Annotated in this window: 11 protein-coding genes; 6 read left to right on the top strand and 5 right to left on the bottom strand. The window is 62.5% G+C overall.

Going from position 1 to position 14,682, the window contains the following annotated elements; all coding sequences use genetic code 11:
* Positions 1-94: 94 nt before the first annotated feature.
* Positions 95-2,071 (top strand): BCCT family transporter, encoded by a 1,977-nt coding sequence (locus THL1_RS27685; protein ID WP_069086229.1) that lies wholly within the window; start codon positions 95-97, stop codon positions 2,069-2,071.
* 47 nt (positions 2,072-2,118) lie between these two features.
* Here the strand turns inward: THL1_RS27685 and THL1_RS27690 are convergent, their stop codons facing one another.
* Positions 2,119-3,123, bottom strand: a complete 1,005-nt coding sequence (locus THL1_RS27690; protein ID WP_237234751.1) for an IS110 family transposase — start codon at positions 3,121-3,123, stop codon at positions 2,119-2,121.
* Between the two features lie 904 nt (positions 3,124-4,027).
* Here THL1_RS27690 and THL1_RS27695 point away from each other — a divergent pair.
* From THL1_RS27695 to THL1_RS29380, 4 genes are all read left to right on the top strand, one after another.
* Complete coding sequence (locus tag THL1_RS27695) at positions 4,028-4,609, top strand: fimbrial protein (RefSeq protein WP_069086231.1); 582 nt, start codon at positions 4,028-4,030, stop codon at positions 4,607-4,609.
* 208 nt (positions 4,610-4,817) lie between these two features.
* On the top strand, positions 4,818-5,537 hold the full coding sequence (locus THL1_RS27700) for a fimbrial biogenesis chaperone (protein WP_069086232.1): 720 nt from the start codon (positions 4,818-4,820) through the stop codon (positions 5,535-5,537).
* 91 nt (positions 5,538-5,628) lie between these two features.
* Entirely contained in the window at positions 5,629-8,121 is a 2,493-nt protein-coding gene (locus THL1_RS27705; RefSeq protein ID WP_069086233.1) for a fimbria/pilus outer membrane usher protein, read from the top strand.
* Positions 8,122-8,177: 56 nt separating this feature from the next.
* The gene (locus tag THL1_RS29380; protein WP_083246030.1) at positions 8,178-9,161 is read left to right on the top strand and encodes a fimbrial protein; all 984 of its coding nucleotides are present in this window, start codon (positions 8,178-8,180) and stop codon (positions 9,159-9,161) included.
* A 45-nt stretch (positions 9,162-9,206) separates the two neighbouring features.
* Here THL1_RS29380 and THL1_RS27715 read toward each other — a convergent pair whose 3' ends face one another.
* Complete coding sequence (locus THL1_RS27715) at positions 9,207-10,124, bottom strand: LysR substrate-binding domain-containing protein (protein WP_069086234.1); 918 nt, start codon at positions 10,122-10,124, stop codon at positions 9,207-9,209.
* Positions 10,125-10,262: 138 nt separating this feature from the next.
* On the opposite strand from THL1_RS27715, the gene THL1_RS27720 reads away from it, so the two are divergent.
* Positions 10,263-11,660 carry a NorM family multidrug efflux MATE transporter gene (locus THL1_RS27720; RefSeq protein ID WP_069086235.1) on the top strand — a complete coding sequence of 466 codons (1,398 nt, stop codon included), beginning with the start codon at positions 10,263-10,265 and terminating at the stop codon, positions 11,658-11,660.
* A gap of 300 nt (positions 11,661-11,960) precedes the next feature.
* Here THL1_RS27720 and THL1_RS27725 read toward each other — a convergent pair whose 3' ends face one another.
* From THL1_RS27725 to THL1_RS27735, 3 genes are all read right to left on the bottom strand, one after another.
* Entirely contained in the window at positions 11,961-12,446 is a 486-nt protein-coding gene (locus tag THL1_RS27725) for a DUF2442 domain-containing protein (RefSeq protein ID WP_069086236.1), read from the bottom strand.
* 3 nt (positions 12,447-12,449) lie between these two features.
* On the bottom strand, positions 12,450-12,683 hold the full coding sequence (locus tag THL1_RS27730) for a DUF4160 domain-containing protein (RefSeq protein WP_069086237.1): 234 nt from the start codon (positions 12,681-12,683) through the stop codon (positions 12,450-12,452).
* Positions 12,684-12,938: 255 nt separating this feature from the next.
* Positions 12,939-14,612, bottom strand: a complete 1,674-nt coding sequence (locus THL1_RS27735) for a putative bifunctional diguanylate cyclase/phosphodiesterase (protein WP_069086238.1) — start codon at positions 14,610-14,612, stop codon at positions 12,939-12,941.
* Positions 14,613-14,682 lie beyond the last annotated feature (70 nt).

The following is a 14,682-nucleotide window of genomic DNA, read 5'->3' on the forward strand; positions in this document are numbered from 1 at the left end:
AAAAATAACACCAAGAGACTTTTTCTATCGATCTTGCTAGAATCCCGCGCCTTCCGCCCTTGGCGGCCATCCGATCAAAAGGAGAGCTAGCTCAATGGAGGCACGTTCGTCTTCGCAATCCACCCTCAACCCGCCGGTCTTTTTCGGCTCCGCCCTACTCATCCTCGCCCTGGTGCTCTACAGCACCCTCGCCCGCGACCAGGCCCAGCGCTTTTTCAGCCATCTCCAGGACTGGATCTTCGTCAATGCCAGCTGGTTCTACGTCCTGACTGTGGCGCTGATCCTGATCACCGTGGTGTTCCTCGCCATCAGCCGCTTTGGCGACATCAAGCTCGGCCCTGACCACAGCCGGCCCGATTACCGCAACAGCACCTGGTTCGCCATGTTGTTCTCAGCCGGCATGGGCATCGGCCTCATGTTCTTCGGCGTTGCCGAACCCCTGATGCACTACGCCAACCCGCCGGTGGGCGACCCCAACACGGTGGCCGCCGCCAAGGAGGCGATGAAGCTCACCTTCTTCCACTGGGGGCTGCATGCCTGGGCGATCTACGCCATCGTTGCGCTGATCCTCGCCTTCTTCTGCTTCCGCCACGACCTGCCGCTGACCCTGCGCTCGGCGCTCTACCCGCTGATTGGCGAGCGCATTCACGGCCCCATCGGCCACGCTGTGGATATCTTTGCGATTCTCGGCACCGTGTTCGGCGTAGCGACCTCTCTGGGCTACGGCGTCCTGCAGATCAACAGCGGCCTCAACCACCTGTTCGACGTCCCGGTCAGTGTGCCGGTGCAGATCCTGCTGATTGCCGTCACCTGCGCATTGGCCACCCTTTCCGTCGCCAGCGGCCTGAACAAAGGTATCCGCATCCTCTCCGAGCTGAACCTGGTCCTGGCGGTGCTCCTGCTGCTGGTCGTGCTGGTCCTGGGGCCGACGGTGTTCCTGCTCAAGACCTTCGTGCAGAACACCGGCGGTTACCTTTCGGAGATCGTCAGCAAGACCTTCAATCTCTACGCCTACGAGTCCAGTGACTGGATTGGCGGCTGGACCCTGCTCTACTGGGGCTGGTGGCTGTCCTGGTCGCCCTTCGTCGGCCTGTTCATTGCGCGCATTTCCCGTGGTCGCACCATCCGCGAATTCGTCTGCGGCGTGCTCTTCGTGCCGGCCGGCTTCACCCTGCTGTGGATGACGGTGTTTGGCGACACCGCTATCCACATGGTGCTCACCCAGGGCATCAGCAGCCTCGCCGAAACCGTGGCCCAGGACAGTTCGCTGGCGCTCTTCGCCTTCCTCGAACAGTTCCCCTTCTCCAGCTTCCTGTCGCTGGTGGCAGTGCTGATGGTGGTGGTGTTCTTCGTCACCTCGGCCGACTCCGGCGCCCTGGTGGTGGACATGCTGGCCTCCGGCGGGCGCGAAGTGACCCCACTGTGGCAGCGTCTGTTCTGGTCGATCCTGATGGGCGTGGTGGCCATGGCCCTGCTTCTGGCCGACGGCCTCAAGGCCCTGCAGACTGCCACCATCGCCAGCGCCCTGCCCTTCTCCGTGGTGTTGTTGGCCGCGACCTGGGGCCTGCTCAAGGCCCTGCGCCGGGACGCCACCAAACGCGGAATCCGCTACCAGGCGCTCAACCTCTCGCGCCCGGCCCCAATCCAGCACGGCGGCTGGCAGCGACGCCTGCGCAACAGCCTGATGTTCCCGCGCCGCGCTCATGTCACCCGCTTCATCGAAGAAGTGGTGCGTCCCGCCTGCCTGGACGTGTCGGAAGAGCTGCGCAAGCAAGGCTATGACGTGGACGTTCAGAACGGTGATGACGGCCGCTGCAAGCTGACTGTTGGTCACGGTGCCGAGGTGGACTTCAGCTACGAGGTACGTCCGCGCGCCCTGCTCCTGCCGCGCTTCGTCACCCGCGACGGTGGCGAGGAAAACGCCGACGCGCGCAAGTACTTCCGCGCCGAGGTATACCTGGGTGAAGGTGGCCAGGACTACGACGTCATGGGCTGGAGCCGCGAGGAAGTCATCGGCGATCTGCTCGACCAGTACGAAAAGCACCTGCACTTCCTGCATGTCGTGCGCTGAGCCTGCGGGAGTTGCTGGCGTCCGGTCCGTAGATACCGTCTTGTTTTTTACTTCGCAATAGCCAGTTTGGGATCAAACGGCTCGCCTGATTTAAGCACGCCATAAGCGATGCATAGCAGCTTGCGCATGGCTGCGCAGACGATCTGTTTGCCGGCCTTACCGGCGCTGCGCATGCGCTCGGCCAGCGCGCGGATAGCTGGGTTGTAGGTCAGGGATACGACGGCTGGCAGATAGAGTCCTGCGCGCAACCTGGCAGAGCCCATCCGCGAGATACGAACATGGCCCTTGAGCGTGCCTGAGTCTTGCAACTTCGGGTTCAGTCCTGCAAAGGCGGTGACCGCTCGACTGTCCTCAAAGCGCTGGATATCGCCAAGCTCGGCCAGCAAGAGTCCCGCGGTTCGGTCTGCAATGCCATCGATGCTCTTGAGCAGGTTCCGCTGCCCCTTGAGATCATCGTTGTCGTCGAAGTGTTTTTCGATCGCCGCCAGCGTGTCCTGGATCTGTTGGCGGATGTGCTTGAGCATCGACTGAATCAATTCAATAGCTTTGTCATCATGCGTCACATCCAGACGGTTTTGCTCCATCTGCTCCAGCTCCTGAAGATCTTTCAGGCGGTGCGTAAGTGCTCTGAGGCGGCGAATCTTCGGCTTTTCAGGCTCCCAGGCACGCAGCTTGTCCTGATGCCTGCGGCCGTACTCTGCAATCATCTTGGCATCGACCTTGTCGGTCTTCACGCGCTGCAACTGGCTACTGGCGTAACGCGCCGTCTGGCTAGGGTTTAGCACGCAGACCTTGTAACCCCGTTCGTACAGCCATTGGGCAAGGGCCTCGTGGTAAATACCTGTCGCTTCCATCACGACCCAGGCCTGCGGCTCTGCGTACTTACTCAACCACTGCTGCAAAACTTCGAAACCGCCCTGGTCATTGCCCAGCTTGGCCTTGGTGCGGTACTTGCCGTTGGCTTGCAAGGTGGCGATATCGAATGTGTGCTTGGCAATATCAATGCCGATAACAACTCCCATCATGTCCTCCTGTGAAGGGCTGATCGTCACTGCATCCGTCCTACCTTGTTGATGCGAGCTCAAAGCTCTGGATACCGTTCGGACTTACTGGATGAGTGCGGAGGAGCGCAGCGCAATCTACGTTACAAGCTCGAGGCTTTAGGGTGGACACGGCTTGCGGTTCCTCCCCCGATGATCAGTCGGGGACTATCGCCTCTGAGGAGGCTCAAGTCGAGATACAAGGGTGGGCTTCAGCCCACCAACAGCGGGGCTGCTGCACTGCCTTTCGCGAATGAATTCACCCCCACAGGCGGGGGGCCAGCTCTGGTAGGTTGGTGTAGAGCGCAGCGAAACCCAACGCTGCGGTGCCTGTGACTGGCCATGTTGGGCCTCGCTGCGCTCGGACCAACCTACGGGGGGCCGCTGCGCGGCCCTTTCGCGGTAGGGTGCGCCATGCGCACCGGTTCGGCGTCAGAAGCGGGACAGTCGTGAGCCCAACTATCGCTGGTGCGCGCGGCGCACCCTACAAACGCCCATCCTCCTTGCGTGCCGTCCACATCCGATCATGGTTTCCCAAGTTCAAATGTAACCCCACTTTCGCTGCAAGCCATTCCAATTAAAACCGTCCCACGCACGTCAAACTAGCAAACTTAAACAAACAACCTGACATACGCCCTTAACTCATCAGAAATTATTGCCAGAATCTACATACAAACCCTAACCAACAAGATCAATCATTAACTCGCATCGCCTGCCGTACAATCAGTCAAGACAGAAATTCAGTCAGAATCTTTCGCGAAAAAACCTACAGGAAGAAAAGGCCAATTCCTCCAGACAGACAGATCTTAACTAATTGCTGCACATTTCAACTTCCTTAAACTTTCCGAGGCTCTTACGGAGCACGATCACGAATCGCCTCAATCAGAAATAAGGAAGCTCAATTTTGACTATCTCCATGAAAGGTCTACTGGCCACGGCTGTAGCCGGCCTCCTGGCCAACTCCGCGATGGCTGCCGACGGCACCATCAACTTCTCCGGTGAACTCACCTCCGCCTCCTGCAAAGTCACCGGCGGCGCCGGCACCAGCGTTACCGGCAACAAGGGCAACCAAATCATCAACGTCAACCTGGGCAAGGTGCCCATCGACGCCTTGGGCGGCACTGCCGGCGGCGGTATCGCCGCCGGTACCGCGATCAACCTGGAACTGGATTGCGGCAACACCGGCGGCGGCCTGACCACCGTCATGCTGCGTTTCGACCCGAAATCCGGCTCCGGCATCGACGCCAAGAATTTCAACCTGCTGAAAACCACTGGTAGCGCCTCAGGTGTCGGCATCGGCCTCTATGACGATGACGGCAATCTGCTGAACCTCTCCGCCAACGAATCCATCGATACCCCTCTGGTCGCGAGTGGTACTACTCCGGTCAACTACAAAGCCTCGCTGTCCATGCGAGCGGGCTACGTGAAATCCAGCGCCGCTGCACCCACACCCGGCATCGCCAACGGCACCCTGCCGTTCACCCTGACTTACAAATAAGGATTGTACGAAAAGTCGTCGAGCGAAGGTCAGGCAAGGCGAGATCGGCCGAAGAAGCGCAGTTTACGCATTGTAAATGAGCATTCTGAGGCCGATTTCAACGCAGCATCACGCGCGAAGCCCGCAGGCACTTTTCGTACAGAGCCGAAGTCCAGCCTCAAGCGGCGGGGTACTTCCATACCCCCCCGCTTCCAGACGCGAGATCAACGTGAAACTACTGTCTTCCAGAACCCTCTGGGCCGGCCTGCTGTTGCTGTCTTCCGGCCTGGCCAACGCAGGCATCACATTGAGTGGCACCCGGGTCGTGCTGCAGGCACCCGCCAAGGAGACGTCGATCCTGGTGAGAAACCAGGCCCCGCAAGACGTCATGATCCAGTCCTGGATGGAAATCGAAGGCCCCGATGACGCCCAGGACTTGCCTTTCGCCATTACGCCCAACCTCAGCCGACTGGGTGCCAACAAGCAGCAGACCTTGCGCATCCTGTTCCAGGGCCAAGGCCTGCCGACTGACCGGGAATCCGTGTTCCGGCTGAGCGTCCAGGAAATTCCGCAGAAATCGGCGAACGACAACACTCTGCAGATCGCCCTGCGCCAGCGCATCAAGGTTTTCTACCGTCCGGCCGGGCTGCCGGGAACCGTTGCAGATGCCCCCAAGGAGCTGAAATGGCGCCTGATCCAGCAAGGCGGAAAACCCAGGATGGAAGTGACCAACAACTCGGCATTCCATGTGTCCTTCGCCAGCGTGAAGTTACATAACGGCAGCAAGTCCTACGACATACCCGCGGACATGCTCAGACCAAAATCGAGCCTTCAGCTCGATATCAAGGAACTGACCGGAGTCACTTCAACCAGTGGCATGAAAATAGAGTTCCAGAACGTGAACGATTTCGGTGGCCTCGATAAACACTCCAGCGCCTTGAGCAACTGATCACCCCTGAACCCAGATCAATCAGCCTCTTCGCAAATGCTGAAAGCTCATCTCCAGTCGACGCCTGGAAGTTATCCAGAGGAACAATCTCGTGTCCATCTCCCGGAAAAAGCCCAACTTCAAGATTTCATCTTATTCCGGGGCGCCCTGTTTCATGGCCCTGGGCTTGGCGCTGCCCACCATTTCCCCGGCGGTAGAGTTCAACCCCGATTTTCTCCAAGGCAGTGACGCCCCTGTCGAACTCAAGTACTTCGAGCAGGGCAGCACGGTACGCCCGGGCTCGTACGACGTCGACGTCTACCTGAACCAGACGATGTTCCGCCGTCAGGGCATCAACTTCAGCGCCAACCCCGAGAGCAGCGAAGTTCGCCCGGTGATCCGGGTCGGCCTGCTCAAGGAACTGGGCGTGGACGTTGCACGGCTGATGCGGGAGAACCTCATCCCGGCCGATGTGGACGACAGCACGCCACTGGATATCGCTACACTCATCCCGGGCGCATCGGTGGAGTTCGATGTCAACGAACTGGCCCTGCTGATAAGCATGCCCCAGGCATACGTGCAGCGGCACTCGCGGGGCTATGTCGACCCATCACTCTGGGACGACGGCATCACCGCACTTTTCACCAACTACCAGGCCAACTTCAGCCGCAACAGCAACCCGGGCCAGACCAGCGACTACCGCTACATCGGCCTGCGCAACGGCCTGAACCTGCTCGGCTGGCGCCTGCGCAACGAATCGTCCCTGAGTGGCGGCACCGGCATGCGCAACCGGTTTACCAGCAACCGCACCTTCCTCGAGCGCGATATCCGCCGGTTGAAGGGCACACTGTCCCTCGGTGAGCTGTATACCCAGGGCGATATCTTCGACAGCGTGCGCATGCGTGGCGTCCAGCTCAAATCCGATATCGGCATGCTGCCCGACAACGAGATCGGCTACTCGCCGGTGGTGCGCGGCATCGCCGAGACCAATGCCACGGTCGAAGTGAGTCAGAACGGCTACGTGGTCTACTCCACCAGCGTCTCGCCGGGCGCCTTCGAGATCACCGACATCTACCCCAGCGGCTCCAACGGCGACCTCCAGATCAAGATCATCGAGGCCGACGGGCGGGAACGAACCTACAGCCAGTCCTACTCCTACCTGCCGGTGATGACCCGCAAGGGCAGCCTGCGCTACGGCGTGGCAGCGGGCGAGTACCGTACCGACGGGCAGTCCTCGCCCACGTTCACCCAGGGCACGGCGGTGTATGGCGCCACCGATAACCTCACCGGTTACGGCGGCCTGCTCGCCGCGCAGAAGTACAACGCGGTGAACCTGGGCGTGGGCATCAACTCGGGCTACGGCGGGTTGTCCTTCGACGTCACCAACAGCCAGTCGAAGCCCCAGCGCGGCGGGCGGAAACAGGGCCAGAGCGCGCGTTTCCTCTATTCGAAGACGGTAAGCGCCACCGACACCACCTTCACCATGGTCGGCTACCGCTACTCCACCGATGGCTACCGCACCCTCAGCCAGCATGTGGAAGACATGGACTACATCAGCGGCGAGCGCGTCGGCCGGCAGAAGAGCCGTTTCGACCTGACCATCAACCAGTCGCTACGCGGGCGCAGCTCGCTGTTCGTCAGTGCGGGCGAAACCAACTACTGGAACCGCCAGGGCAACACCCGCCGCTGGCAGCTCGGCTACAGCGACAGCGTCCGCGCCGCCAGCTACAGCCTGGCCGTCTCCCGAACCCAGGAAGCAGGTTCCATGGGGCAGGCCGATACCCAGTTCACCGCATCCGTGAGCTTCCCCCTGGGCCGCACCAATTCGCATCGTGCCTATACCAGCGCCGTCTCCTCGCGCAACGGCGACTCCAGCCTGCGCAGCGGCGTATCCGGCTTCGTGGACGAACAGGACACAGTCAGCTATTCCGCCCAGGCCGGCTACAGCAAGGACAACAGCGGCTCAGGCAGCGTCGGCCTTGGCTGGGACACGTCCAGGGCCTCGCTCAGCGCCAACTACAGCCGGACGCGGGATAGCAAGCACATGGACCTGGGCGCCAGCGGCTCGGTGGTGCTGCACAGCGGCGGCGTCACCTTCGGCCAGTCGGTGGGCGAAACCTTCGCCCTGGTGGAGGTGCCGGACACCCGCGGCATCGGCCTCGACAGCCACAGCGCGATCCGCACCGACAGCCGGGGCTACGCCGTGGTGCCCTACGTCCAGCCCTACCGCTACAACTGGCTGAACCTGGATACCACCACCCTGGATAGCAGCACCGAAATCACCGAAAACGCCCAGATGGTCGTGCCCACCCGTGGCGCCGTGGTCAAAGGCCGCTTTGCTGCTGCCACCGGCCGCCGCCTGCAGTTCGAGCTGAGCCTGGACACCGGCAAAAAGATCCCCTTCGGCGCCCAGGCCTTCGACGAGGAAGGCAAAAGCCTGGGCATCGTCGACAACCGCTCGCGCCTGCTGGTGTTCGGCAGCAAGGACTCGGGGCGGCTGGACGTGCGCTGGGAAGGCGACAGTTGCTCGGTCAACTACGACCTGCCCCCCGTGAACAAGGAACTCTCCTACGAACGCTTCGCGGCGCTGTGTCAGAGCAATTGAGACACCCCGCTCGGCAGGGCCATGCGCTGCCCCACTTACCTATTCCGGAGTCGATCATGAGTAGATGTACTGACGCACTGTTGTGGGCCAGCCTTGCCATTTCCCTATGTGCCCTCCCCTCTACGGCCATGGCCATTTATTGTCCCAACGGACCTTACAAATTTGTCATGGAAGCCCCGTCGTTCACCTTCGACCCAACGGTCCCCGACAACACTACGCTCTGGTCCGGCAGTATTCGTGTTGTCGGCGGCGAGGGCGCAAAATGCGTGGACGGATACTCTTATATCCACCAAGAGGGCACGGTCCCGCTTGAAAGTTATCAGCGCTACGCTTCAGGTATCCCAGGTATCAGCTTCCGCATTAAAAGTATCGGCACTTGTTACACCGGCTATTGGCCGGGTGAGTGCGGCTTCAAAGACTGGGGCGGACATATCAATGGGCACTCCCTGGCACTGGAACTTGTCAAGACAGGTCCGATTACCGCTGGAGGAAAACTCTCAGGGCAATTTGGCCGTTGGCGCACTCGTAATATGGAGGACATTCTGCACTATTCATGGTCGAGCGCTGGCGGCGAAATCAAGCCCCAGACGCCAACCTGCAACGCCACGCAAAAGACACTCAACGTCTCACTCGGCAAGATCAACGCCTCTGTCTTCTCCGGGGTCAATTCAACGTCGCCGGAAAAATCCTTTGCCATCACGCTGGAATGCTCCGGCGGTGTCGTGGGCGCGACAACGAGCCTGTACATGACGATGACCGACCAGACCACCCCCGCCAATCGGACGGACCAGTTGAGCCTTGCCCCCAGTTCCTCGGCTTCTGGTGTCGCCATCCAGGTGCTCAATGGCTCCAACCTGATCAAGTACGGACCGGACTCGAGCGAGTTCGGCAACGAGAACCAGTGGCCAGTCCCCAATGGCCAGGGGATCGGCAATCAAACACTCACCATTCCCCTGACCGCACGCTTCATCCAGACGCAACCCACGATTGTGCCGGGGTTGGCCAAGGGCCACGCGACCTTCACCCTGAGCTACAAGTAACGGCCTTGCGGGTGAACGGGCTCGCGGTTGCGAGAAACCACGCCCCTAGCCCAGCAACTCCACCGCCGGCAGCGCCATGGCCGCCACTTCCGCCTGCAGGAAATCCCGCAAGCGCCGCAGGCGATCCTGGCCGCTGCGGGCCCGTGGCCAGACCAGGTAATAGCTCTCACCGCTGGCCACCGCCGTGGGCCAGGGCAGGCCGATGCGACCCTCGGCAACGTCTTCCGCGACCATCACCAGATCGCCGATGGACACGCCATAGCCGCGCGCGGCGGCGACTATGCCCAGCTCCAGGGTGTCGAACACCTGACCCCCCTTGAGGGAGACCTCTTCCCCCAGCTCCATGCGCTGCAGCCAGCGACGCCAGTCGCGGCGATCCGGCGTCGGGTGCAGCAGCTCGGTTCCTTTCAGCCGCGCCAAGTCCCAGGGTTCGGCCACCAGCGACGACTCGCAGACCGGAATCAGCCATTCGCTGAACAACAGGGTCACTTCCCAGTCCTGGCTGAAATGGCCGTCGCTCAGCAGCACCGCGCAATCGAAGGGCTCGTGCTGGAAATCCACCTTATCCACATCCATCCACGCGCTGGTCAGTTGCACCTCGATGTCGTCGTTGAGGTGGCGAAAGCGGCTGATCCGCGACAGCAACCAGCGCATGGTGAGCGTCGACGGCGCCTTCAAGCGCAGGGTGGCGTCATCGACGCGCAAGGTGGTGCAGGCCCGTTCCAGGGCATCGAAACCATCCCGCAGGCCAGGCAGCAGCATGCGCGCCGGCTCGGTGAGCTGCAGGGCCCGCCCCTGTCGCTCGAACAGCCGACAGGCGAAGTGGTCCTCCAGCGTGCGGATATGCCGGCTCACCGCGCTCTGGGTAATGGCCAGTTCCTCCGCCGCACGGGTGAAGGACGCATGGCGAGCGGCGGCCTCGAAGGCGCGCAGGGCGTAGAGCGGCGGTAGGCGGCGCGACATATGATTTCACTCATGAGTCAAAGTCATGGATGGCATCATTTTTTTCCTTTTGTGCTGCAGGTTCAAGGCTCGCAGAATTACTGAATCCCACGCTGGTCAATGGAGTTGGCCGGCCCTTCGAGACAGTGAGCCTTACTCATGCCACAGAGCATACGCAATGAACTGGTCGCCATCCTGCGCCTGGCCGGCCCGCTGATCGCGGCGCAGTTGGCCCATGTGATGATGGTCTTCACCGACACCGTGATGATGGGCCTGATCGGCCCCGAAGCCCTGGCCGGTGGTGGCCTGGGTGCAGCCAGCTATTCCTTCGTATCGATCTTCTGCGTCGGCGTGATCGCCGCCGTGGGCAACCTGGTCGCCATCCGCCACGGCGCCGACGACAAGGCCGGCGCCACCCGGCTGACCCAGAGCGGCCTCTGGCTGGCCTTCGCCATGGCTCTGGGCGCGGGCTTGCTGCTGTGGAATCTCAAGCCGGTGCTGCTCGCCTTTGGCCAGGCGCCGGAAAGCGTGGAAGGTGCCATGCAGTTCCTGTCCACGCTGGTCTTCGCCCTGCCCGGCTATCTCGGCTTCATGGCCCTGCGCGGCTTCACCAGCGCCATCGGGCGGCCTGGCCCGGTCATGGCCATCAGCATCGGCGGGGCGCTGGCCAACTTCCTGCTGAACTACGCGCTGATCCACGGGATGTTCGGCCTGCCGAAAATGGGCCTCGCGGGCATCGGCCTGGTGACCGCCGTGGTGATGAACGCGATGGCGCTGCTGCTCGCCTGGCACATCGTGTGCAATCCGGCCTACGCAGCCTATCCGCTCGGACGCGGCTTGCTGCGACCATCCCGCGAGGCGCTGGCGGAGCTGGTGCGCCTGGGCCTGCCTATTGGCGGCACCTATGCGGTGGAATCGGGCCTGTTCGCCTTCGCCGCCCTGTGCATGGGCGCCCTGGGCAGCGCCCCGCTGGCGGCGCACCAGATCGCCATCCAGTCGGTTTACGTCGCCTTCATGGTGCCGGTGGGCATTTCCTACGCGGTGACCTTCCGCATCGGCCAGCACTTTGGTGCCGGCCGACTGGAGGACGCCCGCCGCGCCGGTCGCCTGGGCATCGCCTTCGGTGCCGGCTGCATGCTCGCCTTCGCGGTGCTGTTCTGGACCGCGCCGGAGTGGGTGGTGGGCCTGTTCCTCGACCGCCACGCCCCGGAGTTCCAAGGCATCGTGCAACTGGCCGTGAGCCTGCTGGCGGTGGCGGCCTGGTTCGAGCTGTTCGACGGCATCCAGACCATCGCCATGGGCGCCATTCGCGGCCTCAAGGACGCCAAGACCACCTTCCTGGTCGGGCTCGGTTGCTACTGGCTGGTAGGGGCGCCAACGGCCTGGCTGCTCGCCTTCCCCCTGGGCTGGGGTGCCACAGGCGTCTGGTGGGGCCTGGCACTGGGGCTGGCCTGCGCGGCGCTGGGGCTGACCCTGGGCTTCGAGTGGAAGACCGCGCGGCTGTTGCGGTCTACAGAAGACACCATCGCGGCACGCAGCCTCAGTGTTCGCCTTTAACGCCGTCTGGTGGGTTACGCCGCTTCGCGGCTAACCCACCCCACAAGAGCGATGCCAGTCCCGTAGGTTGGCGCTGAGCGAAGCGAAGCCCAACGCGCAGCCCGACCGGGAGCTGTTGTTGGGGGTGGAGCGACCCTGCACCCAGTTCTTCAGGGTGTGCCAGTAGCAGTAGATGACTCGGATACCGCCGCGCTTGCCCTTGTTGCGTTTGGGATCACCACCACCCGCGAAACCCTGATCCAGATGGCCCTGGATCGTCAGTCCGCAATCAACGCCGAGGCAACTGCGAGCATCTGAACATCAAGCGATACGTCGCGCCTTTCTACCCTCAGCTTTATCCGCCTTTTTGCCCTTATGCTCGAACTCCCAGCCCTTGCAGGCCAAGGCCACATGTTTGGGAATCAGCGCCGTGCCGCTGCTGTAGGCGGTGATGGTGCGGCGGGTAAAGCCCAACTCGACGGCGGCAGTGGTCAACGACAGCTTGTTAGCGGCCATCCAGCGCTTGAATGCCTGAACGGGCATCACCTCACCGGCCTGCTCCAGCGCCAGCCGGTGCAGGGTGGTAGCCGCGAGTTCCAGGTCTTCGCCCCAGGTCAAATCGAAGCCCCACTCACCGACCTGGGCGGTGCTGAACAGCGCCAGGTCTTCCAGTGGCTTGAGGACTGGGAAGCTACGAATGTGCTCGCGCAGGTCAACGCGGTAGCGCTTACCGTTGGCGAACACCACCAGCAAGGCATGCTTGCCGGCAATGGGCTCCACACCGTTGATCTTAGCTTTGCTGGTCATGGGTCAGTTCCTCCGGTTTTGCTCATCCCACACGCGCTGCAGATCAGCCGTGTGGTCAGTCGCCCACGCCAGGGCGGCCTTCAGGGCCTTGGGCTCGGCACCTTTGCCGAAAACCTTGAGCCCGTCGATCTCCACCAGTGACTCTCCGTCGGGCGTTTGCTCATGGAAGTGCGGCGGCGCGTGGTCGTCCGGGTAGATTTTGATTTTCCAGTTACGGTCGCTGTGCACGGTGGCCATAGGCAGGATTGTAGGGAAAATTTTTCTCTAGGAACAGAACACCTATCGAGTACTGCCAGTCAGCCCCCTATAACGGGCCTTCCTCATACGCAGCACTCGGCTGATCTCCGCCACCGTGCCCAGCAGTAGGGTGCGCCATGCGCACCGAGACGGTGGTGGCGACACCGAGTCTGTCTCCCGGTGCGCGCGGTGCACCCTACGGGGCTGCTGCGCAGCCCTTCGCGAATGAATTCGCTCCCACAAGGGAGCGGAGGCTCAGGGTTCCTGGCTGGCAAACAGCGCCTGCCGGGCGCCGAACACCAGGAAGCGCGCCAGCTCCGCCAGTGGCAGCGGTCGGCTGATCCAGTAGCCTTGGGCCTGGTCACAGCCGAACTGGCGCAGCAGGGCGAGCTGCTCGGCGTTTTCCACGCCCTCGGCGACCACTTCGAGCTTGAGGTTCTGCGCCAGGTTGATCATGGCCTTCACCAACTGGCGGTTTTCCGGCCGATCCTGCATGCCCCCGACAAAGCTCTTGTCGATCTTCAACAGGGCAATCGGCAAGCTGTTGAGGTGAACGAAGGAGGAGAAGCCGGTGCCGAAGTCGTCCAGCGAGAAGCGCACCCCCAGGTGACCCAGGGCGTCCATGGTCTGACGGACCTGCTCGCTGCGGCGCATCACGGCGGTTTCGGTGAGTTCAAACTCCAGCCAGCGGGCATCGACGCCGCGCTCGTGGATCAGCCGGCTCAGGGTAGACAGCAACTGGCTGTCCTGGAACTGGCGGAACGACAGGTTCACCGCCATGTGCAGCGGCGGCAGGCCGCGTCCGCGCAGCCACTGCATGTCGCGAAATGCGCGGGATATGACCCAGTAGCCGAGCGGAACGATCAGCCCGCTTTCCTCGGCCAGTGGTACGAACTCATTGGGGGTCAGCAGGCCACGCTCGGCGTGGCGCCAGCGCACCAGCGCCTCCAGGCCAAGGATGTTGCCGGTTTTCAGACACAAGCGTGGCTGGTAGTGCAGCTCCAGCTCGTCACGACGCAGGGCACGGCGCAGCTCACTTTCGAGGTCTGCGCGGCTGCGGGCGCTGCGGTTGATTCGCTCGTCGAAGACATGGAAGGTGCACCCCTGGCTGGCCTTGGCCTGCTGCATGGCGATGTGTGCATGCCACATCAGTGGGTCGGCGCCCTCGCTGGTGCGGGAATAGGCCAGCCCCAGGCTGCAGCCCAGGAGCAGGCTCTCGCCGTCCACCTGATAGGGCTCGGCGAGGGCCTCGGCGATGCGCTCGGCGACCCGTTCGGCTCGTGCAGGATCACGACGGGTGTCCAGCAACAGGGCGAATTCGTCGCTGCCCAGGCGCGCGACCTGGTCGCCGGCTCGCAACTGCGCCTTGAGGCGCGCCACCACTTGCAGGATCAGGCGGTCACCGGCCTGGTAGCCAAGGGCATCATTGGCATGCCGGAAGTTATCCAGGTCCAGGTGGCCGAGGGCCAGACCGCGACCTTCGTACTCCACCAGGCGCGCCGCCAGCAGGGTCTGGAAGCCCTGCCGGTTGGCGATACCGGTGAGCGGGTCCTGTTCGGCAAGACGCTCCAGGGCGTACTGCAGGTTGCGCCGCTCGCGGATATGGCGAAGGGTGCGCCGAAGCACGTCAACACTCAGGTGCTCGCGCACCAGCCAGTCGCTGACTCCCGGAGGGGCATCCTCGGGCTCTTCTTCAAGCAGCAGGATGATCGGCAGCGGACAACGTCCCGCGGCGGGCAGGCGGCACGGCGTGCACAGCACCAGGGCGCAATCCAGCTCTTCCATCAGGCTGCTGGCGGCATCCCAGGACGCGGCGGTGATCAGGTGGGATGCGTTGCCCAGGGTGGCCAGGAGATCGCGAAGACGCTCAGCCCAGGCAGGCGTGTCTGCCAGCAGGAGCATGCGCATGGGCTCGACGAGCGCGGACAAATGACCTCCCAGGGGCCACGAATGCTTCGGCACATTTGCGCCAGACTGCGCCATTTTCGGCGTCGTTCTC

The sequence above is a fragment of the Pseudomonas sp. TCU-HL1 genome, from assembly GCF_001708505.1.
Taxonomy (GTDB): Bacteria; Pseudomonadota; Gammaproteobacteria; order Pseudomonadales; family Pseudomonadaceae; genus Metapseudomonas.

Coding starts and splice junctions, on each gene's coding strand:
- THL1_RS27720 (WP_069086235.1), top strand. CDS start 10,263: ATGCCACAGAGCATACGCAATGAACTGGTCGCCATCCTGCGCCTGGCC.
- THL1_RS27715 (WP_069086234.1), bottom strand. CDS start 10,124: ATGTCGCGCCGCCTACCGCCGCTCTACGCCCTGCGCGCCTTCGAGGCC.
- THL1_RS27730 (WP_069086237.1), bottom strand. CDS start 12,683: ATGGCCACCGTGCACAGCGACCGTAACTGGAAAATCAAAATCTACCCG.
- THL1_RS29380 (WP_083246030.1), top strand. CDS start 8,178: ATGAGTAGATGTACTGACGCACTGTTGTGGGCCAGCCTTGCCATTTCC.
- THL1_RS27725 (WP_069086236.1), bottom strand. CDS start 12,446: ATGACCAGCAAAGCTAAGATCAACGGTGTGGAGCCCATTGCCGGCAAG.
- THL1_RS27685 (WP_069086229.1), top strand. CDS start 95: ATGGAGGCACGTTCGTCTTCGCAATCCACCCTCAACCCGCCGGTCTTT.
- THL1_RS27695 (WP_069086231.1), top strand. CDS start 4,028: ATGAAAGGTCTACTGGCCACGGCTGTAGCCGGCCTCCTGGCCAACTCC.